This window comes from Variovorax sp. YR266, from assembly GCF_900107295.1.
In the GTDB taxonomy this organism is placed as follows: domain Bacteria; phylum Pseudomonadota; class Gammaproteobacteria; order Burkholderiales; family Burkholderiaceae_C; genus Variovorax.
Window position 1 is genome coordinate 1 of sequence record NZ_FNPM01000005.1, and the last position, 24628, is coordinate 24628.

Below are 24628 nucleotides of genomic sequence, written 5' to 3' on the forward strand. Positions count from 1 at the left end.
CGTAGGCGTTGTGGTGCTTGCCGTAGTGGTATTCGAGGGTTTCCTTCGAATACTCGGGTGCCAGTGCGTCGAGGGCGTACGGCAGGGGTGGGAGCACATGTTCCATGGTTTTTTCTCGTGGGTTGGTTGTGGGAATCAGGGATTCTAGGAAGTAATTATTGAGGCAGCGTCGGACGCGTTCCCGTCGCGTCGCCCGGAGTGACGGTCAGGTCGACTTCGCCATCGGCGAGCCGCGCCTTGATGGCGTCGCCCGCCGCCAGTTGCGTTGCGCTGACGATCGCATGACCGTCTGTATCGGTCAGCCACGCATAGCCGCGCTGCAAGACCAATGCCGGATCGAGCAGCCGCATGCGCAAGGCCACGCGTTCCAGGCGCTCGCGACGCTGCACCAGCGCACGCCCCAGCTTCAAGGGAAAGTCGGCGGCGATTGACCGGGGCGCCTGCGACAGGCGCTCCCGTCTCGACAGCACCGCATATCGAAGGCGCTGCACATGGTGCGCCAGGCGCAGTTGCTGGCGCGTCACCAGGTTCGAGGGTCGGCCGAGACGCCCCGCCGCCTGGTCGACGCGCTGCCCGAGGGCGTCGAGGCGCCCGCCCAGCGCATCGCCGAGACGCTCGTCGAGCAGATCGAGCGCACCGAGCCACATGTCGCGCGGCGCACTCACCAATTCCGCCGCGGCGGTTGGCGTGGGCGCGCGCAGATCGGCGCAGAAATCGGCGATGGTGAAGTCGGTTTCGTGCCCCACGCCACTGACCAACGGGACCGGGCTCTGCACGATGGTGCGCGCCAGGGTCTCGTCGTTGAAGGCCCAGAGGTCTTCGATGGAGCCACCGCCACGCACCAGCAAGATCACGTCGACCGCAGGGGCGAGGTCATAGAGCGATTGCAGTGCCCGCACCAGTTCGGCCGGCGCATTGGCTCCTTGCACTGCCGCTGGTGCAAGCACGACCGGAATGTGTGGAACGCGCCTTCGCAGCGCCGTCACCACGTCGTGCAAGGCGGCCGCGCCTAGCGACGTGACGACACCGACCGCGCGCGGCATGGCCGGTAGCGCTCGCTTGCGCGCCGGATCGAAGAGTCCTTCGGCTTCCAGGCGTGCCTTGCGTTGCATGAACTGCTCGAACAAGGCGCCCTGCCCGGCTCGCCGCAGACTCTCTACAACCAGTTGAAGATCGCCGCGTGGCTCGTACACCGCAAGACGCCCGCGCACCTCGACCTGATCACCATCGCGGGGCGAAAAGTCGAGCAAACCGGCTGCCCGGCGGAACATCGCGCAGCGCAGCTGGCCCGACTCGTCCTTGAGCGCGAAGTAACAATGTCCACTTGACGCGCGCGAAAAACCCGAGATCTCGCCGCGCACGGTCACCGGATTGAAGCGCGCATCGAGCGCGTCGGCCACCGCGTGGCACAACGCGCCGACTGCCCAGACGCGTGGCCCGGGCGCGGAATTCGATTCACGCAAGTTCACAAAATGCACGCTCGGCCAAATGCCACTCTTCCACAACGGGCCGCACGCCCCCTGTCTTCAGACCCCGGTGCGGGGCAGGCGCACGGTTTCTCGTGCAAGCCATTGATTTCATTGAAAAAAGTGCTGCTCAAAATTCAGTCGATCTAGCGGAAAGGCCGCCCCATGCGGGTCCGGATGAGTTGCGCAGCAGGTTAATCACAAAGTTATCCACAGAATCTGTGCGTCCTTGCCGACACAAAAACAAGGCGCGTGCTGATGGTGGGCTCAGTGGATAATCGCCGCGCATTTGCAGTCTACGGGCCGGAGGATTTTCTTGTTTTCCATCATAGTTGCCGCGGGTTGGCCAATCTGGCCCTTGCTCGCTTGTTCAGTCATTGCGCTCGCGCTGGTTATAGAACGTTTCACGAGTCTCAAGACCGTGAGGGTACTGCCGCCGAAGCTGCTCGACGAAACCATCACCGTGTCGCACGGCGCCATTCCCGGCCCGGACATCGTGACCAAACTTGAACGCAACTCGATGCTCGGCCAGGTGCTGGCCGCGGGCCTGCGCGCTCTGAATGCCAATCCGCGCTGCACTGAAGACGACCTGCGCGCCGCCATGGAAGCCTCCGGCCGCACCGTGGCGCACAAGCTCGAGCGCTACCTGCCTGCCCTGGCCACCATCGCCTCGGCAGCCCCGCTGCTGGGGCTGCTGGGCACGGTGATCGGCATGATCGAGATCTTCGGCTCGCAGTCGCCGGGCAGCGGCGCAGTGGGCTCGGGCAATCCGGCGCAACTGGCGCACGGCATCTCGATCGCGCTCTACAACACCGCCTTCGGCCTGATCGTCGCCATTCCGACACTGATCTTCTGGCGCTACTTCCGCAGCCGGGTCGACGAGTACCTGCTGAATCTCGAACTCTCGGGCGAGCGTTTCGCCCGCCACCTGAACGCCCTGCGCAAATGATGACCCCCACGCTTGCCACTGCGTGTGCTGCGCTGCCCCCCGAGGGGGCCGCCGCCTCCTTGGAGCGGCCCGGCGGAGGCTTGTCATGACCCGCGCCCGCATGCAGTTCCGCCACGGCGCTCGCGACGAGCCGGAGATCAACCTGATCCCGTTCATCGACGTGCTGCTGGTGATCCTGATCTTCCTGATGCTGTCGACCACCTACAGCAAATTCACCGAGATGCAGCTGCGGCTGCCCACGGCGGACGTCGACGCGCAGCGCGACTACCCGAAGGAAGTGATCGTGGCGGTATCGGCCGACGGCCGCTACTCGATCAACAAGACCCCGGTGGCCGACCGCAGCGTTGAGACCGTGACGGCCGCCCTCGCCGCCGCGGCCACGGGCGGCAAGGACAGCGTGGTGATCATCAGCGCCGACGCGACCAGCCCGCACCAGGCCGTGGTGACGGTGATGGAGGCCGCGCGCCGCGCCGGCCTGATGCAGATCACCTTCGCCGCACAGTCGACGGCGCAAGCCGGGCACTGAGTGCCTTCCGACGGCAGCAGCGGCAACACGGGTTCGCCGTCGGCCTCGCGGCTACAGAACGCCTGGTTGCGTCGCGGCCCTCTGGCTTGCCTGCTGTGGCCGCTGTCGCTCATCTACGCTGCGCTTTTCGCCGTGCGTGGCTGGCTCTATCGCGTGGGGTGGCTGCGGACTGAGCGTGTGCGCGTCCCGGTGATCGTGGTCGGCAATGTGATTGCGGGCGGGGCCGGCAAGACGCCAGTCGTGATGGCCGTTGTGCGACATCTGCAAGAGCGAGGATTTCGGGTCGGCGTGGTGTCGCGCGGCTACGGCCGCCGCACCGGTGACTGCCGCGAAGTGCTCGGCGACAGCGATCCGCAGGATGTCGGCGACGAGCCTGCGTTGATTCACCATGCCACAAGGGCGCCGGTGTTCGTGGCACGCCAGCGCATCGATGCTGCGCGGGCGCTGCTCGAACGGCATCCGGCCACGCAGGTCATTGTCAGCGACGACGGGCTGCAGCACCTGGCGCTCGCGCGCGACATCGAGATCTGCGTGTTCGACGACCGGGGCATCGGCAACGGCTGGCGGCTGCCCGCGGGTCCGTTGCGCGAAGCCTGGCCACGCCGATGCGATCTGGTGCTGCACAGCGGGGCACAGCCGGCCTTTGCCGGGGGCTATACGGCCACCCGGGCTCTCGCGCACGATGCGTTGGGCAGTGACGGGAAGCGTGTGCCATTGGCTGCCCTTGCGGGCCAGCCCGTGACCGCACTGGCGGCGATCGCACGGCCCGAGGCCTTCTTCGACATGCTGCGCGCGCGCGGCCTGACGCTCGCCGACACCATTGCATTGCCCGATCACTTCGATTTCGAGGATTGGCAGCGCCCTGCTGGCACTGTGCATACCCTCATCTGCACCGAAAAAGACGCCATCAAACTGTGGCGCAAGGCGCCCGATGCGCTGGCCGTGCCGTTGGAGTTCGCGCCCTCCGCGGATTTCTTCGCCGCGCTCGACGCAAAGCTATCATCGCTCGATGGATATCAAGCTGCTTGAACTGCTCGTCTGCCCCGTCACCAAGGGGCCACTGACCTGGAACCCCGAGAAGCAGGAGCTCTGCTCGCGCAGCGCGCGCCTTGCCTATCCGGTGCGCGACGGCATTCCGGTGCTGCTCGAAAACGAAGCACGCACGCTCTCCGACGAAGAGCTCGGACTGTGAGCTTCACCGTTCTGGTGCCGGCGCGCCTGGCGTCGACCCGGCTTCCCAACAAACCGCTGGCCGACATCGCCGGCGTGCCCATGGTGGTGCGCGTGGCGCAGCGCGCCAGCGAATCCGGCGCGGCGCGCGTGGTGGTCGCCGGCGACGATCCTTCCATCATTGCGGCATGCCAGGCGCACGGTGTCGAGGCCATCCTCACTCGTCAAGACCATCCCAGCGGCACCGACCGGCTGGCCGAGGCCTGCGAACTGCTGGGCCTTGACGGCGACGATATCGTCGTCAACGTTCAAGGCGACGAGCCGCTGATCGACCCCGCGCTGATCGACGCCGTCGCATCCACGCTGGCCACCCATGCGGAAGCCGCGATGAGCACGGCCGCCCACGAGATCGACTCTGTCGGCGACTTCATGAACCCCAACGTGGTGAAGACCGTGCTCGATGCACAGGGCAACGCCATGTACTTCAGCCGCGCACCAATCCCGTGGTGGCGCGACGGCTCCGCCAACGGCGCGGCGCCTGCGGTACTGCCCACCCCTGCCCCGCTGCGCCACATCGGCATCTACGGTTATCGCGCGGGCTTCGTGCGGCAGTTTCCGTCACTGCCACCGGCTCCCGTCGAGGCGACCGAGGCACTCGAACAGCTGCGCGCGCTGTGGCACGGCCATCGCATCGCGGTACACGTGAGCCATGTCGCGCCCGGACCGGGCATCGACACGCCCGAAGACCTGGCGCGCGTACGCGCCGTCTTCGCCGCCGCGCCCCCCGCCTGAGGCGCTCCCATGCCTGCGCGAGCGGCCGGAATTCTTCGAGGGCACGCGTGCTATCCTCGACGCAACTCCGCCTTGCCCAGCCCTCGGGCCGACGCTCGGCGCGACACAAAATCTAAGAACCGTCCGAGGACACCATGAGACTAATTTTGCTGGGCGCGCCCGGGGCGGGCAAAGGCACGCAAGCGGCCTTCATTTGCCAGAAATACAGCATTCCCCAGATTTCGACCGGCGACATGCTGCGCGCCGCCGTCAAGGCCGGCACGCCGCTCGGGCTACAGGCCAAGGCCGTCATGGACGCAGGCGCTCTCGTCAGTGACGACCTGATCATCAATCTCGTCAAGGAACGCATTGCGCAGCCCGATTGCGCAGCCGGCTTCCTGTTCGACGGTTTCCCGCGCACCATCCCCCAGGCCGACGCCATGAAGGCAGCCGGCGTCAAGCTCGACTACGTGCTCGAAATCGACGTGCCCTTCGGCGACATCATCGAACGCATGAGCGGCCGCCGCTCGCACCCGGCATCGGGCCGCACCTACCACGTCAAGTTCAATCCGCCCAAGGTGGAAGGCAAGGACGACGTGACCGGTGAAGACCTGATCCAGCGCGAAGACGACAAGGAAGAAACCGTGCGCAAGCGGCTCGACGTGTACAGCCAGCAGACACGCCCGCTGGTCGACTACTACTCCGCCTGGGCCAAGACCGACCCGGCCGCCGCGCCGAAGTACCGTGCCATCAAGGGCGTGGGCACGGTTGACGAGATCACGCAGCGTGCGCTGGCTGCACTGAGCAGCTGATCCTGATCTGATTTTCGAAACCGCCCCTTCAATGGGGCGGTTTTGTTTTCACCCCAGCAGTTCCAGCATCAGCGCGATGCGCGCCTTCACGGGCGTCAGCGCACCCGCATCGCGGAGCTGATCCCCGGCCTTCGGCAGGATGCGTCCATTCGCGCAGCGAGTAGCTCGAACCACCACGACGCCCGCGTCCTGCGCTTTGAGCGCTGACGCTTCCAACGCATGGTGCAGGGTGCCGTTGCCGGTGGCGGCGAGGACCAGCCCGCGCACGGGATCGGCGGCATTGGGCTGCAGTAGCGCTTCGATCACCGCGCCGCTGGCGCCGGCATGGCTCATGACGATCTCGACGCGGGGCCACTGCACGCTGGTCGCCTCGAAGAGCTTCGACGCCTGCGACGCCGATCCCTCAGGCCACTCCCGGACACGGCGTACCTCTCCTTCCTCGACGTAGCCGACCGGCCCCGCATCACCTGAAGCAAAAGCATCGAGTCGGTAGGTGTGCACTTTCTGGATATCGATGCCGCTGTGGATTGCGCCGGCGCACACCACGGTCACGCCCCGTGCACCTTCCGTCGCGGCAACGCTGATGGCGTCGCGCACGTTCTGCGGTCCGTCGGGCGCCAGTGCGGTGGCCGGACGCATCGCGCAGGTGAGCACCACGGGCTTGGACGGAGCCAGCGCCGAGTGCAGGAAGAACGCCGTCTCTTCGAGTGTGTCGGTGCCGTGCGTGATCACCACGCCCGCCACGTCGGCCTGCGCCAACCAGTGCGCACAGCGTCGGGCCAACTGCTGCCAGATGTCGAACGACATGTCCTTGCTGTCGACCTGCGCCACCTGCTCTGCCTCCAGAGCGACGCCCTCGGGCGCCTCGATCCCGCCCAGCAGATCGGCCACGCCGACCTGCCCGGCGGTGTAGCCGATGTTGTCGCCGCTGCTGGCTGCCCGGCCGGCAATGGTGCCGCCGGTGCCCAAAACCACCACACGACGGCGCACTTCAGGCGAAGAGGAATTGACCATGGCTTGTCAACTTTTAAAAACTGGTTAAAAATACAGGTACTGGATATCTAGCCAGTGCCGCAAGGAACCACATATGCAGTTCGCCGTGAAGCTTACAGCCCGCCAGCAGCAGATCCTGGATCTCATCCAGAGCGCCATCGCACGCACTGGTGCGCCACCCACGCGCGCCGAAATCGCCAATGAGCTCGGGTTCAAGTCGGCCAACGCCGCCGAAGAGCACCTGCAGGCACTAGCCCGCAAGGGCGTCATCGAGCTGGTCAGCGGCACTTCCCGCGGCATCCGCCTCAAGGGCGACGCCCTGCGCTCTCTCAATGAAACGCGCCACCGCGAGGGCGGCCAGTTCTCGCTCTCGCTGCCCGGCATGGCCCAACTGGCGTTGCCGCTCATCGGTCGCGTCGCAGCCGGCTCCCCCATCCTCGCGCAAGAGCACGTCGACCAGACCTACTACGTCGAGAACACGTTGTTCCAGCGCCAGCCCGACTACCTGCTCAAGGTGCGCGGCATGTCGATGCGCGACGCCGGCATCATGGATGGCGACCTTCTCGCGGTGCAAGCCACCAAGGAAGCGCGCAACGGCCAGATCGTGGTCGCACGCTTGGGTGACGAAGTGACCGTCAAGCGCCTGAAGCGCAACAAGCAGGTCATCGAGCTGCACGCCGAGAACCCCGACTACCCGACCATCATCGTCCAGCCCGGCGAGCCGTTCGAAATCGAAGGCCTCGCAGTGGGGCTCATCCGCAACACCATGCTGATGTAGGCCTCACGGCCTGCTTTCCGCAGCACCCCATCCGGCAGCAACAGGTGGCGGGCGTATGGCGAAGAGTCGCCATCACCCTGTCGCGGCCGATTCAAGAAATCCTGCCTGTGTTCAACCTCATACTTTTTTGGAGTTCACATGGGAATCGCCCTCCTCGCCATCGCTGATTTCTGGATGCCGCTGCAATCGCTGGCCAGCCGTCTGATGCCGGCACGCCGCCCTCACCGCAGGGATCACCTCGACGCAGCTGAAACCTCGGCCGGATTGCGCTATGTGGCAGTACGCCCCGCCTGCACTGCCCGCTCCAGCGGCACTGCAACGCCCACAGCACCGGCGCGCCCATTGCGCGTGGTCCGCGTGGTCGACGGCAAGGGCCAGCAGCACAGCAACCGCGTCGTGATCTCTGGCCGCATGGCCGACGTCTGCGCCGAACTCGACCGGCTGGCAGCACTCGAAACCGCCGAAACCATGGCCACGGCCCCGCGCTCGACACGCCTGCATTGAGCCCGAACACCCCTGCGAGCGGCTGTGGGGGCGGGTATCCAAACGTTCACGGGCACGACATTCCAATGCTGCGAGGCACAATGGCACGCCATGAACATTGTGATCCTCGACGATTACCAGGACGCCGTGCGCAAATTGCGCTGCGCCGCCAAGCTGGACGCGTACGCGGCCAAGGTCTACACCAACACGGTGAAAGGCATCGGGCAACTATCGGTCCGCCTCAAGGATGCCGACGTGATCGTGCTGATCCGCGAGCGCACCCATATCTCGCGCCAGCTGATCGAGAAGCTACCCAAGCTCAAGCTCATCTCGCAGACCGGGCGCGTCGCCGGGCATATCGACGTCGCGGCTTGCACCGAGCGCGGCGTGGCGGTGGCGGAAGGCTCGGGCTCTCCGCAGGCGCCTGCGGAGCTCACCTGGGCGCTCATCATGGCTGCCATGCGCCGGCTGCCCCAGTACATCAGCAACCTCAAGCACGGTGCTTGGCAACAGTCAGGTCTCAAGTCGGCCTCGATGCCGCCCAACTTCGGGCTCGGCTCGGTACTCAAGGGGAAGACGCTGTGCATCTGGGGCTATGGCCGCATCGGCCAGCTGGTCGCGCGCTATGGGCAGGCCTTCGGAATGCAGGTCGTGATCTGGGGCCGTGAAGCCAGCTGCGCCAAGGCCCGTTCCGACGGCTTCCAGGTCGCGCAGAACCGCCACGAGTTCTTCGCCGCTGCAGACGTGCTGTCGGTGCATCTGCGGCTCAACGAAGAAACCAACGGCCTCATCACGCTGGAAGACCTCTCGCGCATGAAACCGACGGCGCTTTTCGTCAACACCTCGCGCGCCGAGCTGGTCGAAGCCGACGCCCTGCTCGCCGCACTCAACCGCGGCCGCCCCGGGCTGGCCGCCATCGACGTGTTCGAGAGCGAACCGCCGTTGCAAGGCCACGCGCTGCTGCGCCTCGAGAACTGCATCTGCACGCCGCACATCGGCTACGTCGAGCAGGAAAGCTACGAGAGCTATTTCGGGCAGGCCTTCGACAACGTCGTGAGCTACATCAACGGCAACCCCACGAACATCGTGAATCCCGGCGCGCTGCAGGTCCGCCGGTGAGCCGGCCGGCGCCACAGGGTGCGCTCTGGGCGCTGCTCGTTGGCAATTTCGTGATCGGCACGGGCGTGATGGTGGTGCCCGGCACGCTCAATGAAATCAGCACATCGCTCTCGGTCACGGTCGCCACCGCAGGGCAACTGATCACGGCTGCCGCGGCGGTGATGTGCATCGGCGCTCCGTTGCTGGCCGCTGCGGTCGCGGGCTGGGACCGTCGGCAGCTGCTGGCCATCACCCTGCTCTGGTACGCCGCCGGCCACGTTCTCTGCGCGCTGATGCCGAGCTTCGGTGCATTGCTGCCGATGCGCATGCTCACGGTGATCGCGCCGGCCATCTTCACGCCCCAGGCTGCGGCCTGCGCCGGCATGCTGGTGCCGCCCGAGCATCGCGGGCGCGCCGTCACCTTCGTCTTCCTCGGCTGGTCGATGGCATCGGTGCTGGGCCTGCCCATCGGCGCGCTGATCGGTGGGCATCTGGGCTGGCGCATGGCATTCATGGCAATCGCGGCGCTCAGTGTCGCGAGCGCGACATCGATCTGGCTCACCTTGCCGAGCGGCATCCGCCCTGCCGCACTGACCGCCGAAGCATGGTTGCGTGTGCTGCGCAGCCCAGTGCTGATGGGCATCGTGTCGGTCACGGCGCTGCAGGGCGCCGGCCAGTTCGTGCTGTTCAGCTATTTTGGGCCGATCCTCAAGCAGAGCTTCGGCGCCGACGCCACCACGCTGAGCGTGATGTGGGCGCTGTTCGGCGTTTGCGGGCTGATCGGCAACATGGTGGTCAGCCGGTACATCGACCGCGTGGGCGCCGGCCGCATGGTGCTGATCACGACCGTGCTGATCGCCTCGAGCCTTCTGGTGTGGCCACTGGCCTCCACGCTCGCCTGGCTGGCCGTTGTGCTCGTTCCCTGGGGCCTGGGTTGCTTCGCCACCAATTCGGCCCAGCAGGCCCGTCTGGTGGGCCTGGCGCCCGCGCTCGCGCCGGGCTCGGTAGCGCTCAACAGCTCCGGCATCTACACCGGCCAGGCCGTGGGCGCCGCGCTTGGCGGCTGGCTGCTCGCCAACGATGCGGGCGCCTGGATGAGCTGGGCCGGCCTGGGCTTGGTGCTGATCGCCATTTCGCTGAGCGTGGCTATCGACCGCAGCCGCGCCGCGCGGCCTGAAAACGCCTCCGCGTAAAACCCGTCACGCCCCGTCCGCGCGGGACTGCAAAATCGAAGCCTTCGACAGCAGCATCTGCTCGGCACCTGCGTCGACACCTGCATTGGCGCCTGCACGGCAGGCCCGGAACCACCCAACCAGTGAAAATCTCCAGCAAATGACAGTGAACTACTCCCGAATCGGCGTCATCGGCGCCGGCGCCATGGGTCGCGGCATCGCGCAGATCGCCGCCCAGGCGGGCAGCGAAGTGCTGCTGCTCGACAGCTTCGCGGGTGCCGCAGAACGCGGCCGCGAAGCCCTCGTCGCCCAATGGAACAAGCTGCACGAGAAAAACAAGATCGACGCCGCCACGCGCGATGCCCAGATCGCGCGCGTCAAGGCCGTCGATTCCATCCAGGCGCTGGCAGGCTGCGACCTTGTGATCGAAGCCGTGGTCGAAGACCTGGAAATCAAGCGCAAGCTGTTCCGCGAACTCGAAGGCGTGGTGGCCGAGACCGCGACGCTGGTCACCAATACTTCTTCGCTCTCGGTGACGGCCATCGCGGCCGGCCTCAAGCGGCCCGAGCGCATCGCGGGCTTCCACTTCTTCAACCCCGTGCCGCTGATGAAGGTGGTCGAGGTGGTCGCGGGCTTCAAGACCGCGCCCGAGGTCTGCAAGCAACTGGCCGACTATGCGGTGCAGATGGGCCACAGCGCCGTGCAGGCGCAGGACACACCCGGCTTCATCGTCAACCACGCGGGCCGCGGCTACGGCACCGAGGCGCTGCGCATCGTCGGCGAAGGCGTGACCGACTTCGTGACCGTCGACCGCATCCTCAAGGACCAGGCCGGCTTTCGCCTCGGCCCGTTCGAGTTGCTGGACCTGACGGCGCTCGACGTGTCGCACCCGGTGATGGAATCGATCTACCACCAGTACTTTGAAGAGCCGCGCTTCCGCCCGAGCGTGATCACCGCGCAGCGCCTGGCCGCCGGCGCCCTGGGCCGCAAGACCAACGAGGGCTTCTACCGCTACAACGACGGCGTGATGCAACAGACACCCGAGCCGCCGCCGCCGGTGGTCGAGGGCACGCCTTCGGTCTGGGTGTCGCCGCGCGCAGCACGCCGCGCCGAGTTGCTGCGCCTGGTGAACACGCTGGGCGCGCAGATCGACAGCGGTGCCACGGCCGCGCCGCATTCGCTGATCCTGGTCGCACCGCTGGGCTTCGATGTGACCACGGTCGCCGCGGTCGAACGCCTGGACGCCACGCGCACCATCGGCATCGACATGCTGATCGACGACGCCGCCACCAAGCGCCGCGTGCTCGCAACCAACCCCGCCACCCGCCGCGACATCCGCGACGCCGCGCACGCCCTCTTCGCGCGCGACGGCAAAGCCGTGAGCGTGATCCGCGACAGCGGCGGCTTCGTCACGCAGCGCGTGATCGGCACCATCGTGAACATCGCCACCGACATGTGCCAGCAGCGCGTGTGCACGCCGGCCGACCTCGAAACCGCGGTGCAGCTGGGTCTCGGCTATCCGCGCGGGCCGCTCGCCATGGGCAACCTCTACGGCCCGACCAACATGCTCGAAGTGCTGTTCAACCTGCAGACGGTCTACGGCGACCCGCGTTATCGCCCGAGCCCGTGGCTGCGCCGCCGCGGCGCGCTGGGCCTGAGCCTGCTGCACGAAGAAGAATAAAAACAAGCCATGACCGCCGAACTCAAAAGCACGAGCGAAGGCAGCACCATGGTGCTGACGATCGCCAACCCCACCCAGCGCAACGCACTGGGCCCCGAGATCTACGCCGCCGGTATCGAGGCGCTCAACGGCGCCGAGAACAGCGCCGAGATCCGCAGCGTCGTCATCGTGGGCGAAGGCTCATGGTTCTGCGCCGGCGGCTCGCTGCAGCGGCTTCTGGCCAACCGGCAGCTCGACCGCTCGGTGCAGGCCGAGAGCATCGAGGGCCTGCACAACTGGATCGATTCGATCCGCACCTTTCCCAAGCCGATCATCGCGGCCGTCGAAGGCGCTGCCGCGGGCGCCGGCTTCTCGCTCGCGCTGGCCTGCGACTTCGTGGTTGCGGCGCGCGACGCGGTGTTCGCGGCCTCATACAGCAACGTGGCGCTGTCGCCCGACGGCGGCCTGAGCTGGCACCTGGGGCAGCAGTTGCCTCGCCAGTTGGCAAGCGAATGGCTGATGAATGGCGAGCGCATCGGCGCGCCGCGCCTGCATGCGCTGGGCCTCGTCAACGAACTCACCGAAAACGGCCAGGCGCTCGCGGGTGCGCTGGCGCTGGCCGCCAAGCTCAACGCGCGCGCGCCGAATTCGCTGGCCAGCATCAAGGAACTGCTCAGCGAGGCACGGGGCGCCACGCTGGCTTCGCAGCTGTCGCAGGAGCGCGACCACTTCGTGCGCAACCTGCACCATGCGAACGCGGGCATCGGCATCGCCGCGTTCCTCGAGAAGAAGCCGCCGCAGTACGAGTAACGCCAAACGGCGTCGCTCCCGTGACACCCCCCAGCTTTTCAGTCGCCGAGAGGACAGACCAATGGACGACCCCATTCTTACCATCGAAGAACGTGAAGCGATCAACAGTGGTCGCTGGTTTTCTTCTCTTTCTCCATCGCTACGGCACGACATCCTCCGATGCGCCTTTGTCAAACGCTACAAGGACGGCGACCTGATCGCTGCCCGCGGCGACCCGCCCGACCACTGGATTGCCTGCGCCAAGGGCGCGGTGCGCGTGAGTTCGACGGCCGTCTCGGGCAAGCAGGTAACGCTGACCTACGTGGAGCCGGGCATCTGGTTCGGCGACGTGGCGATGTTCGACGGGGACCGGCGCACGCACGACACCTACTCGCATGGCGACAGCACCATCCTGTGCGTGGCGCGGGCCGACTTCCAGAAGATTCTGGCGTCGCACGTGGAGCTGTACGAAGCGCTGATGCGGCTGCAGGCGCGCCGCATCCGCACGCTGTTCGGGCTGGTGGAAGACCTCAACACCCTGCCCCTGCGGGCACGGCTGGCCAAGCAGCTCATTCACCTCGTGCGCAGCTACGGCGTGCCGAACCTGGAAGACGGCAGCCAGATGCGCATCGGCCTGCAACTGGCGCAGGAAGAACTGGCACAGCTGCTGGGCGCGTCGCGCCAGCGGGTCAACCAGGAACTGAAGACCATGGAACGCGAGGGCACCATCCGGATCGAGCCGGGCGGCCTTGTGGTTCTGGACCGAGCAGCCTTGATGCGCGTCTCCGAAGCAGAGCACTGACAAACCAAAAAGCAGACATGAGCCAGGACTTCTCCAACTTCATCGGCACCCGTGCCGTCTCGCAACAGCACGCTTTCGATGTCGATGCGCTCGCGGCCTGGCTCGAGAAGAACCTCGACGGTTTCAAAGGCCCGCTGACGGTCGAGATGTTCAAGGGCGGCCAGTCGAACCCGACCTACAAGCTCGTCACGCCCTCGCAGAGCTATGTGATGCGCGCCAAGCCGGGCCCGGTCGCCAAGCTGCTGCCCTCGGCCCATGCGGTGGAGCGCGAATTCAAGGTCATGAGCGGCCTGGCCGGCACAGACGTGCCCGTGCCCCGCATGTACTGCCTGTGCGAAGACGAGGCCATCATCGGCCGCGCCTTCTACGTCATGGAGTTCATGCAGGGCCGCGTGCTGTGGGACCAGTCGCTGCCCGGCTTCAGCAACGCCGAGCGCGCGGCTTACTACGACGAGATGAACCGCGTGATCGCGGCGCTGCACACGGTCGACTTCGCCGCCCGCGGCCTGGCCGACTACGGCAAGCCCGGCAACTACTTCGAGCGCCAGATCGGCCGCTGGAGCAAGCAGTACAAGGCCTCGGCCGATGGTGCCGGCGAGCTCTCGCAGCCCATCGAGGCCATGGAGCGGCTGATCGACTGGCTGCCCGCCCACATGCCGGCGAGCGCACGCGACGAAAGCAAGGTGTCGATCGTCCACGGCGACTACCGCCTCGACAACGTGATGTTCCACGCCACCGAGCCGCGCATCATCGCGGTGCTCGACTGGGAACTCTCCACGCTGGGTCATCCGCTGGCCGACTTCAGCTACCACTGCATGTCCTGGCACATGCCGCCCAGCACTGGGCGCGGCATCGGTGGTGTAGACCTTGTCTCGCTGGGCATTCCCACCGAGAGCGAATACATCCGCCGCTATTGCGAACGCACCCGCATCAGCACGCCCGAGGCGCTGGCGCCCGACTGGAACTTCTACCAGGCCTACAACCTGTTCCGCATGGCCGCGATCCTGCAAGGCATTGCCAAGCGGGTCGAGGCCGGCACCGCGTCGAGCGAACAAGCCGTGGCCTCGGCCCGCGGCGCACGCCCCATGGCCGAAATGGCCTGGCAGTTTGCCCAAAAGGCATAAGCCGCCCCACACCCACCAGGAGACGAAGATGGATTTCGAATACTCGGCCAAGACCAAAGACCTGCAGAAACGCGTCAAGGCGTTCATGGACGACCACATCTATCCGGCCGAAGCCGAGTACCACGCCGAACTGGCCGCCAACACGGTGGCCGGCAAGCGCTGGTCGGCCCTCAAGACGGTCGAGAAGCTGAAGGACAAGGCCAAGGCCCAGGGCCTGTGGAACCTGTTCCTGCCGGTCGACAGCGCCGCCGCCTCGGGCTATGAAGGCGCGGGCCTGACCAACCAGGAATACGCCCCGCTGGCCGAGATCATGGGCGCGGTGCCGTGGGCGAGCGAAGCCTTCAACTGCTCGGCGCCCGACACCGGCAACATGGAGACCATCGCGCGCTACGGCTCGGACGAGATCAAGGCACGCTGGCTCAAGCCGCTGCTCGAAGGCCAGATCCGCTCGGCCTTCGCGATGACCGAGCCCGAAGTGGCATCGAGCGACGCCACCAACATCTCCACGCGCATCGAACGCCAGGGCGACGAGTACGTCATCAATGGCCACAAGTGGTGGATTTCCGGCGCGGCCGATCCGCGCTGCGCGGTCTTCATCACCATGGGCAAGAGCGACCCCGACGCGCCCCGCCACTCGCAGCAAAGCATGATCGTGGTGCCGGCCGATGCCAAGGGCATCCGCATCGTGCGCCCGCTGAACGTGATGGGCTACGACGACGCGCCGCACGGCCACGTCGAGATGTACTTCGAGAACGTGCGCGTGCCGGCCGGCAACATGCTGCTCGGCGAAGGCCGCGGCTTCGAAATTGCCCAAGGCCGCCTTGGCCCGGGACGCATCCACCACTGCATGCGCCTGATCGGCCTGGCCGAGCGCGCGCTCGAACTGATGTGCAAGCGCGCCTCGTCGCGCGTGGCCTTCGGCAAGACCGTGGCCTCGCAGACCGTGACGCAGGAACGCATCGCCGAAGCCCGTTGCAAGATCGACATGGCCCGCCTGCTCACGCTCAAGGCCGCATGGCTGATGGACGTGGCCGGCAACAAGGTCGCCAAGAACGAGATCGCGATGATCAAGGTCGTCGCACCGTCGATGGCCTGCCAGGTGATCGACTGGGCCATGCAGGTGCACGGCGGCGGCGGCATGTGCGACGACTTCCCGCTGGCGGCTGCCTATGCCGGCGCGCGCACGCTGCGCTTCGCGGACGGTCCGGACGAAGTGCACCGCAACGCGATCGCCAAGTGGGAGCTGGGCAAGTACGCGCCGAACAAGGCCGACGCCGAAATGCCGGTGACGCGCTTCTGATTTGACTTGCTCCCTCTCCCCTTGGGGAGAGGGCTGGGGTGAGGGCCGACGGCGATCGATTCGCCTCGGCCCTTTTTCTTTTCAGAGCTTCTTCTGCAGGAAGACGGCGCTCCCGAACGCCGGATCGAGCTGGTAGCCCATGAACCCTTCGCGCTCGTAGGCGCGCAGCGCGGGCGCGTTGCCCGACAGCACTTCGAGCGTGAGCTTGCAGGCACCGCGCCTGCGCGCCTCCTGCTCCACCTGCGCGAACATCTTCTGCGCCACGCGCTGCCCGCGGTGGCTGGGCAGCACGACCACGTCGTGCACGTTCACCAGCGGTTTGCAGGCGAAGGTCGAGAAGCCCTCGATGCAGTTGACCAGGCCCACGGGCTGCCCGCCGTCGTAGGCCAGCACGCTGAAGGCCTGGGGACGTGCCGCCAGTGCCGCGGGCAGGCTCTTGCGCACATCGGCATCGAGCGGCGTGCCGCCGCCGGCCGGGTCGCTGGCATAGGCGTCGAGAAGATCCACCAGAGCGGCAGCCTGCGCGGCGTCGCGGTAGTCCATCACGAAGGTTTCGATGCTCATTTCGCCGGCTCCAGCGTGGCGGCGAGGCGCTTGGCGCACGACTCGGACTGCTTCGCATCGCGCGCCTCGACCATCACGCGCACCAGCGGCTCGGTGCCGCTCGCACGGATCAGCACGCGGCCGCTGTCGCCCAGCTCGGCCTCGATGCGCTGCGTTTCGCCGGCGAGCGCCTTGTTGGCTTTCCAGTCCTGGTCGGGCGCGAGGCGCACGTTGATCAGCGTCTGCGGGAACAGCGTGACGCCTTCGAGCAACTGCGCCACGGTCTTGCCGCTGCGTACGCAAGCCTGCAGCACCTGCAGTGCGCTCACGATGCCGTCACCCGTGGTGTGGCGGTCGAGTGCCAGCAGGTGGCCGGAGCCCTCGCCGCCCAGCAGCCAGCCGCGCTTGTCGAGTTCTTCGAGCACATAGCGGTCGCCGACCTTGGCGCGCACGAACTCGATGCCATGCCCGCGCAGCGCGACTTCGACGGCCTTGTTGGTCATGAGCGTGCCAACCACGCCCACCGGCTTCTCGCCGCGCGCGATGCGCTCTGTCACCATGAGGTAGAGCAACTCGTCGCCGTTGAAGAGCCGCCCGCTGGCATCGACCAACTGCAGGCGGTCGGCGTCGCCATCGAGCGCAATGCCGTAGTCCGCCCGCTGCGTCGTCACCGCGGCCACCAGGGCCTCGGGATGCGTGGCGCCGAAGCCCTTGTTGATGTTGAGCCCGTCGGGCGAGACGCCGATGCTGGTCACTTCCGCGCCCAACTCGTGGAACACGTTGGGCGCCACCTGGTAGGCCGCGCCGTGCGCCGCATCGACCACCAGCTTCATGTCGCGCAGGGTCAGGTCGTTGGCGAAGGTGCTCTTGCAGAACTCGATGTAGCGGCCCGGCGCGTCGTTGAGGCGGCGGGCCTTGCCGAGATTGGCGGAGTCCACCCACACCGGCGCTTCTTCCAGTACGGCTTCGACGGCCAGTTCCCAGGCGTCGTCGAGCTTGGTGCCCTGCGCGCTGAAGAACTTGATGCCGTTGTCGGGGTAGGCGTTGTGGCTCGCACTGATCACCACGCCGAGGCTCGCGCGCTGGGCGCGCGTGAGGTACGCAACGCCAGGTGTTGGCAGCGGGCCGAGCAGGACCACGTCGACACCGGCCGAGTTGAAGCCCGACTCGAGCGCCGACTCGAGCATGTAGCCCGAAATGCGCGTGTCCTTGCCGATCAGCACCGTAGGGCGTGACTGGGTCTTCTTGAGCACGCGGCCAACGGCGTGCGCTAGGCGCAGTACGAAGTCTGGCGTGATGGGCGCCTGGCCGACAGTGCCACGGATGCCGTCTGTGCCGAAATATTTGCGAGTCATGGTGTTGATGTCTGCTCTTGTGTTTGTTGTTGTGACTCTTGCGCCTTCATGGCGCGCCATACCGCGAGCGCGGCAACCGTGTCGCGCACGTCATGCACGCGCACCACGGCCGCTCCCCGGTCCACTGCCAGCACGGCAGCCGCGACGCTGGGCACGATGCGCTCACCCGCCGCCTCGATACCGGTGACCGCGCCGATCGACGACTTGCGCGACCAGCCCAGCAACAGCGGATAGCCAGCAGCAAGCATCTCGCGCTGGCGTGCCAGCAAGGCGAAATTCTGCGCCACCGTCTTGCCGAAGCCCACGCCGGGGTCGAGCGTGATGCGCGAATGGTCGACCCCCAGCGCGCGCAGAAGTTGCACCTGCGCCGTGAGGAAAGACAGTACCTCGGGGATCACGTCGCCCGCCATGGGCACAGCCTGCATGGTCTGCGGGTCGCGGTGCATATGCATCAGGCAGACGCCGCACGAAGGGTGTGCCGCAACGGCTTCACGCGCGCCCGGCTGCCGCAGCGCCCAGATGTCGTTGACGATGTCCGCGCCCAGGTCGAGCACCGCGCGCATCACCTCCGGCTTGTAGGTGTCGATGGAGATCGGCACGTTGAGCTTCACCGCCTCGCGCACCACGGGCAGCACACGCGCCAGCTCGGCGTCGAGCGGCACCGCGGGGCTGCCGGGGCGGGTCGATTCGCCGCCGATGTCGAGGATGTCGGCGCCCTCTTTCAGCAACTGCTCACAGTGCTGCAGCGCGGCCTTGGTAGAGGCGTGAGCACCGCCGTCAGAAAAAGAATCGGGCGTGACGTTGACGATGCCCATCACGCGCGGCTGCGCGAGGTCGATGCGAAAGCGCGAGGTCTGCCACACCCCGCCGGATGGCGCCCCATGGAAAACGGGGCCAGAGGCCCCGTTGTTGCTTGATGCCAAGTCCACCTCAGGCCGCAGTGGGCGCCGGGTCAGGGTTGACTGCCGGCGTGCCGCCGCTGCCACCACTGCCCGAAGGCGGGATGCGCGGCGTCCAGTCCTTGGGCGGGCGCGGTGCGCGGCCGGCCATGATGTCGTCGAGCTGCTCGCTGTCGATGGTTTCCCATTCGAGCAACGCCTTGGCCATGGCGTGCATCTTGTCGCTGTTCTCTTCGATCAGGCGGCGCGCCAGGGCGTACTGCTCGTCGATGATGCGGCGCACTTCGGAGTCGACCTTTTCCATGGTCTGCTCGCTCATGTTCGTGGTCTTGGTGACCGAACGGCCCAGGAACACTTCGCCTTCGTTCTCGGCGTAGACCATCGGGCCCAGCGCGTCGGTCATGCCGTAGCGCGTGACCATGTCGCGGGCGATGGAGGTCGCGCGCTCGAAGTCATTGCTCGCACCGGTGGTCATCTGGTGCATGAACACTTCTTCGGCGATACGGCCGCCGAACAGCATGCTGATCTGGTTCAGCATGTATTCGCGGTCGTAGCTGTAGCGGTCCTGCGCTGGCAGGCTCATGGTCACGCCGAGGGCGCGGCCACGCGGAATGATCGTGACCTTGTGGACCGGATCGCACTTGGGCAGCAGCTTGCCGATGAGGGCGTGGCCGGACTCGTGGTAGGCCGTGTTGCGGCGCTCTTCCTCGGGCATGACCATGCTCTTGCGCTCGGGGCCCATGAAGATCTTGTCCTTGGCCTTCTCGAAGTCCTGCATCTCGACCACGCGCGCATTGCGACGAGCAGCCATCAGGGCGGCTTCGTTGCAGAGATTGGCCAGGTCGGCGCCGGACATGCCGGGCGTGCCACGGGCGATCACGCTCGGGTTCACGTCCTGGCCAAGCGGAACCTTGCGCATGTGCACGCCGAGGATCTGTTCACGGCCGCGGATGTCGGGCAGCGTGACGTACACCTGACGGTCGAAGCGACCGGGGCGCAGCAGTGCGGCGTCCAGGATGTCGGGGCGGTTGGTGGCGGCCACCACGATCACGCCGAGGTTGGTTTCGAAGCCATCCATCTCGACCAGCATCTGGTTGAGCGTTTGTTCGCGTTCGTCGTTGCCGCCGCCGAGACCGGCGCCGCGCTGACGGCCCACAGCATCGATTTCGTCGATGAAGATGATGCAAGGAGCGTTCTTCTTGGCGTTCTCGAACATGTCGCGAACACGGGCCGCGCCCACGCCGACGAACATTTCAACGAAGTCGGAACCCGAAATCGAGAAGAAAGGTACCTTGGCTTCGCCGGCGATCGACTTGGCCAGCAGCGTCTTGCCGGTGCCAGGAGGGCCAACCAGCAGCAAACCGCGGGGAATGCGGCCGCCGAGCTTCTGGAAGCGCTGCGGGTCTTTCAGGAAGTCGACCACTTCACGGACTTCTTCCTTGGCCTCGTCACAGCCCGCGACGTCGGCGAAAGTGACCGTGTTGTTGTTCTCGTCCATCATGCGGGCCTTGCTCTTGCCGAAGCTGAACGCCCCGCCCTTGCCGCCGCCCTGCATCTGCCGCATGAAGTAGATCCAGACGCCGATCAGCAGCAGCATCGGGCCCCAGCTGACCAGCAGCGTCATGAGCAGCGAGCTCTCTTCGCGCGGCTTGACGTCGAACTTGACGTTGTGGTCGATCAGGTCGCCCACGAGGCCACGGTCGAGCACCGTGGCGGTCGTGCGGATCTTGCGATCGTCATTGGTGACTGCGACGATCTCGCCGCCAGCAGCGCCCTCAGGAATGACGGCGCTCTTGACCTGGTTGTTGCGGACCTGGTCCAGAAACTCGGAGTAGCTGACTGTCCCCGAGCCGACGCCACCGCGGGTGTCGAACTGCTTGAACACAGTGAACAACACCATGGCAATGACGAGCCATACGGCAACTTTGGAAAACCACTGATTGTTCAAACGAAGCTCCAGGCTAAAGCGCGTGACAGTTAAATGAAAAAACGCGCTGTGGGTACGCAATTGCGCCCCATTTTAGGCTTTTCAAGCTACGAAAAGCGGGCATTTCCCTAATGCAGCCATAGCCTGACAAGGGTTTGCGCCACAAACGCACTCTCGGCGGCAAGGTATCAAGGCGTATCCGGGGCCTTCAGGCCCATGCCGACCAGGAAAGTCTCGGCTGATTTATCCCGCGACGCCTTGGGCTTGAAGGGCTTCACGATGCGGAAATTCGCCTTGAAGAGCTTCACCAGCTCGTCGTAGCCGCTCCCGTGGAACAGCTTTGCCACCAGCGCCCCCTCGGGCTTCAGGTGGTGCTGGGCAAAATCGATTGCAAGCTCGATCAGGTGCGCCACCCGGGCGGCGTCGGCCGAATGGATGCCCGACAGGTTGGGTGCCATGTCCGACACCACCAGGTCGGCCTTGCGGCCTGCCAGGACACCCAGCAACTGTTGCAGCAGCGCATCTTCGCGGAAATCCCCCTGCAGGAAGGTCACGCCCTCGATGGGCTCCATCGGCAGGATGTCGAGCGAAACGATGGTGCCATTCAACTCGCCGGCCGCAGCGCCGCCGGGCGACATGCGCCGGCGCAGGTACTGGCTCCAGGCGCCGGGAGTGGAGCCGAGGTCCACCACCAGCTGGCCCGGCTTGACGAGGCCGAGCGACTCGTCGATCTCCTTGAGCTTGTAGGCGGCGCGCGCGCGATAACCCTCCTTGGTGGCGAGCTTCACGTAGGGGTCGTTGATATGGTCGTGAAGCCACGCTTTATTGACTTTTTTACTTTTGGCTTTGGTGCTCATGAGGGTCTTCGTGTACGCGTCGATAATACGGGGATGCCCGCCATTCAACTTACCCCTGCCGAGCGCAAGGTGCACCGCGCCGAAGCTCACCACCTGGATCCGATCGTCATGGTCGGTGGAGACGGGCTTACCCCTGCCGTGAAAAAAGAAGCCGACGCGGCGCTCAAGGCCCATGGCCTGATCAAGATCCGCGTCTTCTCCGACGACCGCCTCGCCCGCGACGCCATGCTGCGCGAACTGTCCGACGAGCTCGATGCCGCCCCCATTCAACATATCGGCAAGCTGCTGGTGCTGTGGCGCCCGAAGCCCGAAAAGGAGCGCGTGGTCGATGAAGACCGCATGCCCGGCCCGCGCGACGTGAAGATCGTCAAGTACAGCAAGCGCGGCGGCCAACGGCCTGAAATCAAGACCCTGCGCGTGCTCGGCAACCAGCGCCTGACCCCTGGCGGCACCATCAAGCGCGCCAAGGCAAAACGGCCCCTGTCGGCCAAGAAGCGCAACCAGGCGGACTGAGCTTGGTGGCAGCGCAAGGCGCCCAGCGCCATATTCTCTGCATGAAGTGGGGCACGAAATACGGCCCCGAATACGTCAACCGGCTCTACGCGATGGTCCGCCGCAACCTCAGCGGCGACTTCAGGTTCGTGTGCCTGACCGACGATGGCAACGGCGTTCGCCCCGAGGTGACCTGCCTGCCGATTCCGCCGCTCAACCTGCACCTGGCCCCCGGCCAGCGCGACGGCGCCTGGAAGAAGCTCACGACCTTCGAGCAGGACCTGCACGGCCTGCGCGGTCCCGCCCTCTTCCTCGACCTCGACGTGGTCGTGGTGGGCAGCCTGGACGCCTTCTTCGAGCAACCCGGTGAATTCCTGATCATTCACGACTACGCCCGCCCCTGGCGGCGCGAGCGAATCACGGGCAATTCGTCGGTCTACCGCTTCGAGCTGGGCGCCCACGCCGACGTGCTGGCGTATTTCCGCGCCAACATGGACAAGGTCCAGGCCGAATACCGCAACGAGCAGGCCTACCTGTCGGACGTGCTCCACAAGCAGGGCAAGCTGGCTTACTGGCCCGACGGCTGGTGCCCGAGCTTCAAGTACCACGGCATCCCGACCTGGCCGACCAACTACTGGGAAGAGCCTTTCGTGCCCGAGGGCGCACGCATCATGGTGTTCCATGGCGAGTGCAATCCGCCGGACGCACTTGCAGGCCGCCGCAACCGGGCCTTCCGGTTCATCCGGCCGGCGCGCTGGGTCGCGAAGTACTGGAAAGAGTAAGCACGGAGGCGGCGGCTGCCGCCTCTGCCATTCAGTCTGGCTTGCGGGCGCCCATGCGCCACAGCAGCGCACCGGCACACACCCACTGCACGAGGTACATGCCGCTGCCCACGGCGTGCCACAGCTTGAGGTTCTCGCGCGCCAGGATGCGAGGCGCCACGGCGTACTGCTGAAGCAGCGCCAGCAGCAGTGCTCCCAGGATGAAAAAGATGGCGGTCATCGCTGGCCCGCTCATGCGATCGTCGGCCTTGGCCCTGAAGTGGATCAGCAGGATCAGCCCACAGCCGATCGCGATCCAACTCTGCGCCTCGAACAACTGGCCGGCAAAGTTGCCCGCCACCGACGGATTGCCGAGCCTGGCAAACAACATCGGCACCACCAGGAAACCGATCGTGGTGAGGCTGCCCCACCAGAAGGCGGCCAGCATCAGCGCAACGCGGTCTTTCATGGGTCGAAGAATCAGAGGTAGCGAACGGCCACGATCTCGTAGCGCTTGAGGCCGCCAGGAGCCTGCACTTCGGCGGTATCGCCCTCTTCCTTGCCGATGAGCGCGCGCGCGATCGGGCTGGAAATGTTGATGAGGCCGAGCTTCAGGTCTGCTTCGTCTTCGCCGACGATCTGGTACTTCACGGCTTCGCCGCTTTCCTCTTCCTCGAGTTCGACGGTCGAGCCGAACACCACCTTGCCGCCGGCATCGAGCTCGCTCGGGTCGATGATCTGTGCGGCCGACAGCTTGCCTTCGACTTCCTGGATGCGGCCTTCGATGAAGCCCTGGCGGTCCTTGGCGACTTCGTATTCGGCGTTTTCGCTCAGGTCGCCCTGGGCGCGTGCTTCGGAAATTGCATTGATGACCCAGGGACGGTCCACCGTCTTGAGCTGATGCAGTTCGGCGCGCAGTTTTTCAGCGCCGCGCTTGGTGATGGGGATGGTTGCCATGTTGTTGGTTCTCCATAAAGCGAAACCGCCGAACGCTGCCGTTCGGCGGTCGATTGAGGGAATTGATCAGACGAGTGTGCGTCCGGTCAGCCGGCTCAGGATGGCGAGCGGGCTCGATTCGGGATTGTATTGCTTCGAAGCGGCCAGATGAAGGGTCTGCTCGAGCATGTATTGGCCCGCCATCACGGCGTGCGAGGTCTGGTCGGAGAAGCACACCCACACCGAGCCCGGCGGGAACTTGGCGGTTTCCTGCGGCGAGTTTTCCTGGTACGCCATGTCCGACTTCATGCCGTCGTGCAGCTGCAGCATCAGGTGGTCGTACTCGCTGCGGAACGACTTGGTCACGCGCAAGGCGCGCAGCAGCTTTGCCTGCCAGCGCACATAGGGCTTGGCGCGCGGCAGGAAGCGCTTGGCAACGTCCTCGAACGGCTCGCCCACGCGCCACACCCGCGGCGCGCCTTCAGGGTTGACATTGGTGAAGACGCGCAGGATGCGCTCGCCGTAGTTCGGCCGCGACGGGAACGAATCGACGTGCAAACGCCGGTCGTCGGCGCGCCACGACTGCACCCGCGTCTCGACCTTCGCCGGTCGGTAGCTGGTAGGTGCGAGCCGCAAGGCGGGCGTGTAGTGCGGCAGCAGCCCGTGAATCAGCTGCGTGGCCTGCGCCCGAAAGCGCCCCACCATCGCGGCCGCCATGCGCTGCACCGCCTCGTCGCCAACCGCGCCCTTGAGCTTGCCGTTGGCGTCGAGGCTGATGTTGCGCACGTCGGGCGACAGCAGGCTGGGCGTGAGCAGGCTGCGCTCTTCGGGCAGCAGCTCGAAGCCCAGGCGCGGAAAGTACAGCACCTTGCCCGCTTCCAATTCCGCGATCCACGCCTCGTTGGGCGTGGCTGCGTTCCAGTCCGTCAGGTCCAGTTCGACGAGCTGCGTTTCCATGATGACGC

27 protein-coding genes and 1 pseudogene are annotated in these 24628 nt (G+C 66.1%); 17 read left to right on the forward strand and 11 right to left on the reverse strand.

Annotation, left to right across the window (positions count from 1 at the left end; all coding sequences use genetic code 11):
* Window positions 1–106 (reverse strand): annotated as a pseudogene (locus tag BLW48_RS14340) (superoxide dismutase [Fe]); the annotation flags it as partial.
* 49 nt (window positions 107–155) lie between these two features.
* The gene (xseA, locus tag BLW48_RS14345; protein WP_093175693.1) at window positions 156–1469 is read right to left on the reverse strand and encodes an exodeoxyribonuclease VII large subunit; all 1314 of its coding nucleotides are present in this window, start codon (window positions 1467–1469) and stop codon (window positions 156–158) included.
* A gap of 313 nt (window positions 1470–1782) precedes the next feature.
* On the opposite strand from xseA, the gene BLW48_RS14350 reads away from it, so the two are divergent.
* The 6 genes from BLW48_RS14350 (at window position 1783) to adk (ending at window position 5694) form a co-directional block, all read left to right on the forward strand.
* Entirely contained in the window at window positions 1783–2415 is a 633-nt protein-coding gene (locus BLW48_RS14350) for a MotA/TolQ/ExbB proton channel family protein (protein ID WP_042674017.1), read from the forward strand.
* Window positions 2416–2515: 100 nt separating this feature from the next.
* Entirely contained in the window at window positions 2516–2941 is a 426-nt protein-coding gene (locus tag BLW48_RS14355) for an ExbD/TolR family protein (RefSeq protein ID WP_056519147.1), read from the forward strand.
* The gene (lpxK, locus tag BLW48_RS14360) at window positions 2942–3970 is read left to right on the forward strand and encodes a tetraacyldisaccharide 4'-kinase (protein WP_093175696.1); all 1029 of its coding nucleotides are present in this window, start codon (window positions 2942–2944) and stop codon (window positions 3968–3970) included.
* Window positions 3951–4133, forward strand: a complete 183-nt coding sequence (locus tag BLW48_RS14365; protein WP_093056575.1) for a Trm112 family protein — start codon at window positions 3951–3953, stop codon at window positions 4131–4133. The genes lpxK and BLW48_RS14365 overlap by 20 nt, the downstream gene beginning before the upstream one ends.
* On the forward strand, window positions 4130–4903 hold the full coding sequence (kdsB, locus tag BLW48_RS14370) for a 3-deoxy-manno-octulosonate cytidylyltransferase (RefSeq protein WP_093175699.1): 774 nt from the start codon (window positions 4130–4132) through the stop codon (window positions 4901–4903). Before BLW48_RS14365 ends, kdsB begins: the two co-directional genes overlap by 4 nt.
* A gap of 134 nt (window positions 4904–5037) precedes the next feature.
* Window positions 5038–5694: an adenylate kinase gene (gene adk, locus BLW48_RS14375; RefSeq protein WP_093056573.1), complete on the forward strand. Its 657-nt coding sequence runs from the start codon at window positions 5038–5040 to the stop codon at window positions 5692–5694.
* 48 nt (window positions 5695–5742) lie between these two features.
* Here the strand turns inward: adk and BLW48_RS14380 are convergent, their stop codons facing one another.
* Complete coding sequence (locus BLW48_RS14380) at window positions 5743–6708, reverse strand: asparaginase (protein ID WP_093175702.1); 966 nt, start codon at window positions 6706–6708, stop codon at window positions 5743–5745.
* A 73-nt stretch (window positions 6709–6781) separates the two neighbouring features.
* On the opposite strand from BLW48_RS14380, the gene lexA reads away from it, so the two are divergent.
* The 9 genes from lexA (at window position 6782) to BLW48_RS14425 (ending at window position 15893) form a co-directional block, all read left to right on the forward strand.
* Window positions 6782–7465 carry a transcriptional repressor LexA gene (gene lexA / locus BLW48_RS14385; RefSeq protein ID WP_013541704.1) on the forward strand — a complete coding sequence of 228 codons (684 nt, stop codon included), beginning with the start codon at window positions 6782–6784 and terminating at the stop codon, window positions 7463–7465.
* Window positions 7466–7603: 138 nt separating this feature from the next.
* Window positions 7604–7969, forward strand: a complete 366-nt coding sequence (locus tag BLW48_RS14390; RefSeq protein ID WP_093056571.1) for a hypothetical protein — start codon at window positions 7604–7606, stop codon at window positions 7967–7969.
* A 90-nt stretch (window positions 7970–8059) separates the two neighbouring features.
* Window positions 8060–9067 (forward strand): D-2-hydroxyacid dehydrogenase family protein, encoded by a 1008-nt coding sequence (locus BLW48_RS14395; RefSeq protein ID WP_093056570.1) that lies wholly within the window; start codon window positions 8060–8062, stop codon window positions 9065–9067.
* A complete protein-coding gene (locus BLW48_RS14400; protein ID WP_093175705.1) occupies window positions 9064–10239 on the forward strand; it encodes an MFS transporter in 1176 nt (391 codons plus the stop codon). Before BLW48_RS14395 ends, BLW48_RS14400 begins: the two co-directional genes overlap by 4 nt.
* A 139-nt stretch (window positions 10240–10378) precedes the next feature.
* Window positions 10379–11899: a 3-hydroxyacyl-CoA dehydrogenase gene (locus tag BLW48_RS14405; protein WP_093175708.1), complete on the forward strand. Its 1521-nt coding sequence runs from the start codon at window positions 10379–10381 to the stop codon at window positions 11897–11899.
* Between the two features lie 9 nt (window positions 11900–11908).
* Window positions 11909–12688, forward strand: coding sequence for an oxepin-CoA hydrolase, alternative type (locus BLW48_RS14410; protein WP_093056567.1), 780 nt, complete (start codon window positions 11909–11911; stop codon window positions 12686–12688).
* A gap of 61 nt (window positions 12689–12749) precedes the next feature.
* On the forward strand, window positions 12750–13469 hold the full coding sequence (locus tag BLW48_RS14415) for a Crp/Fnr family transcriptional regulator (RefSeq protein WP_093056566.1): 720 nt from the start codon (window positions 12750–12752) through the stop codon (window positions 13467–13469).
* Window positions 13470–13486: 17 nt separating this feature from the next.
* Window positions 13487–14593 carry a phosphotransferase gene (locus BLW48_RS14420; RefSeq protein ID WP_093056565.1) on the forward strand — a complete coding sequence of 369 codons (1107 nt, stop codon included), beginning with the start codon at window positions 13487–13489 and terminating at the stop codon, window positions 14591–14593.
* A gap of 28 nt (window positions 14594–14621) precedes the next feature.
* Window positions 14622–15893, forward strand: coding sequence for an acyl-CoA dehydrogenase family protein (locus tag BLW48_RS14425; RefSeq protein ID WP_093175711.1), 1272 nt, complete (start codon window positions 14622–14624; stop codon window positions 15891–15893).
* A gap of 81 nt (window positions 15894–15974) precedes the next feature.
* On the opposite strand, the gene BLW48_RS14430 is transcribed toward BLW48_RS14425, so the two are convergent.
* The 5 genes from BLW48_RS14430 to BLW48_RS14450 all read right to left on the reverse strand — a co-directional run bounded on the left by BLW48_RS14430 (window position 15975) and on the right by BLW48_RS14450 (window position 21474).
* Complete coding sequence (locus BLW48_RS14430; RefSeq protein ID WP_093175714.1) at window positions 15975–16457, reverse strand: GNAT family N-acetyltransferase; 483 nt, start codon at window positions 16455–16457, stop codon at window positions 15975–15977.
* A complete protein-coding gene (gene glmM, locus BLW48_RS14435) occupies window positions 16454–17791 on the reverse strand; it encodes a phosphoglucosamine mutase (protein ID WP_093175716.1) in 1338 nt (445 codons plus the stop codon). Before glmM ends, BLW48_RS14430 begins: the two co-directional genes overlap by 4 nt.
* Window positions 17788–18606, reverse strand: a complete 819-nt coding sequence (folP, locus tag BLW48_RS14440) for a dihydropteroate synthase (protein WP_093176345.1) — start codon at window positions 18604–18606, stop codon at window positions 17788–17790. The genes glmM and folP overlap by 4 nt, the downstream gene beginning before the upstream one ends.
* 115 nt (window positions 18607–18721) lie before the next feature.
* Complete coding sequence (gene ftsH, locus BLW48_RS14445) at window positions 18722–20638, reverse strand: ATP-dependent zinc metalloprotease FtsH (RefSeq protein WP_093056561.1); 1917 nt, start codon at window positions 20636–20638, stop codon at window positions 18722–18724.
* A 167-nt stretch (window positions 20639–20805) separates the two neighbouring features.
* A complete protein-coding gene (locus BLW48_RS14450) occupies window positions 20806–21474 on the reverse strand; it encodes an RlmE family RNA methyltransferase (RefSeq protein WP_093056560.1) in 669 nt (222 codons plus the stop codon).
* 33 nt (window positions 21475–21507) lie between these two features.
* On the opposite strand from BLW48_RS14450, the gene BLW48_RS14455 reads away from it, so the two are divergent.
* Entirely contained in the window at window positions 21508–21987 is a 480-nt protein-coding gene (locus BLW48_RS14455; RefSeq protein WP_093056559.1) for a YhbY family RNA-binding protein, read from the forward strand.
* A gap of 2 nt (window positions 21988–21989) precedes the next feature.
* Entirely contained in the window at window positions 21990–22748 is a 759-nt protein-coding gene (locus tag BLW48_RS14460) for a glycosyltransferase (RefSeq protein WP_093175719.1), read from the forward strand.
* Between the two features lie 31 nt (window positions 22749–22779).
* Here BLW48_RS14460 and BLW48_RS14465 read toward each other — a convergent pair whose 3' ends face one another.
* The 3 genes from BLW48_RS14465 to BLW48_RS14475 all read right to left on the reverse strand — a co-directional run bounded on the left by BLW48_RS14465 (window position 22780) and on the right by BLW48_RS14475 (window position 24620).
* A complete protein-coding gene (locus tag BLW48_RS14465) occupies window positions 22780–23196 on the reverse strand; it encodes a DUF4149 domain-containing protein (protein ID WP_093175722.1) in 417 nt (138 codons plus the stop codon).
* Window positions 23197–23207: 11 nt separating this feature from the next.
* Window positions 23208–23684 (reverse strand): transcription elongation factor GreA, encoded by a 477-nt coding sequence (gene greA, locus BLW48_RS14470; RefSeq protein ID WP_056581276.1) that lies wholly within the window; start codon window positions 23682–23684, stop codon window positions 23208–23210.
* Between the two features lie 66 nt (window positions 23685–23750).
* Window positions 23751–24620, reverse strand: coding sequence for a Kdo hydroxylase KdoO (locus BLW48_RS14475; protein WP_093056556.1), 870 nt, complete (start codon window positions 24618–24620; stop codon window positions 23751–23753).
* Window positions 24621–24628: the final 8 nt, after the last annotated feature.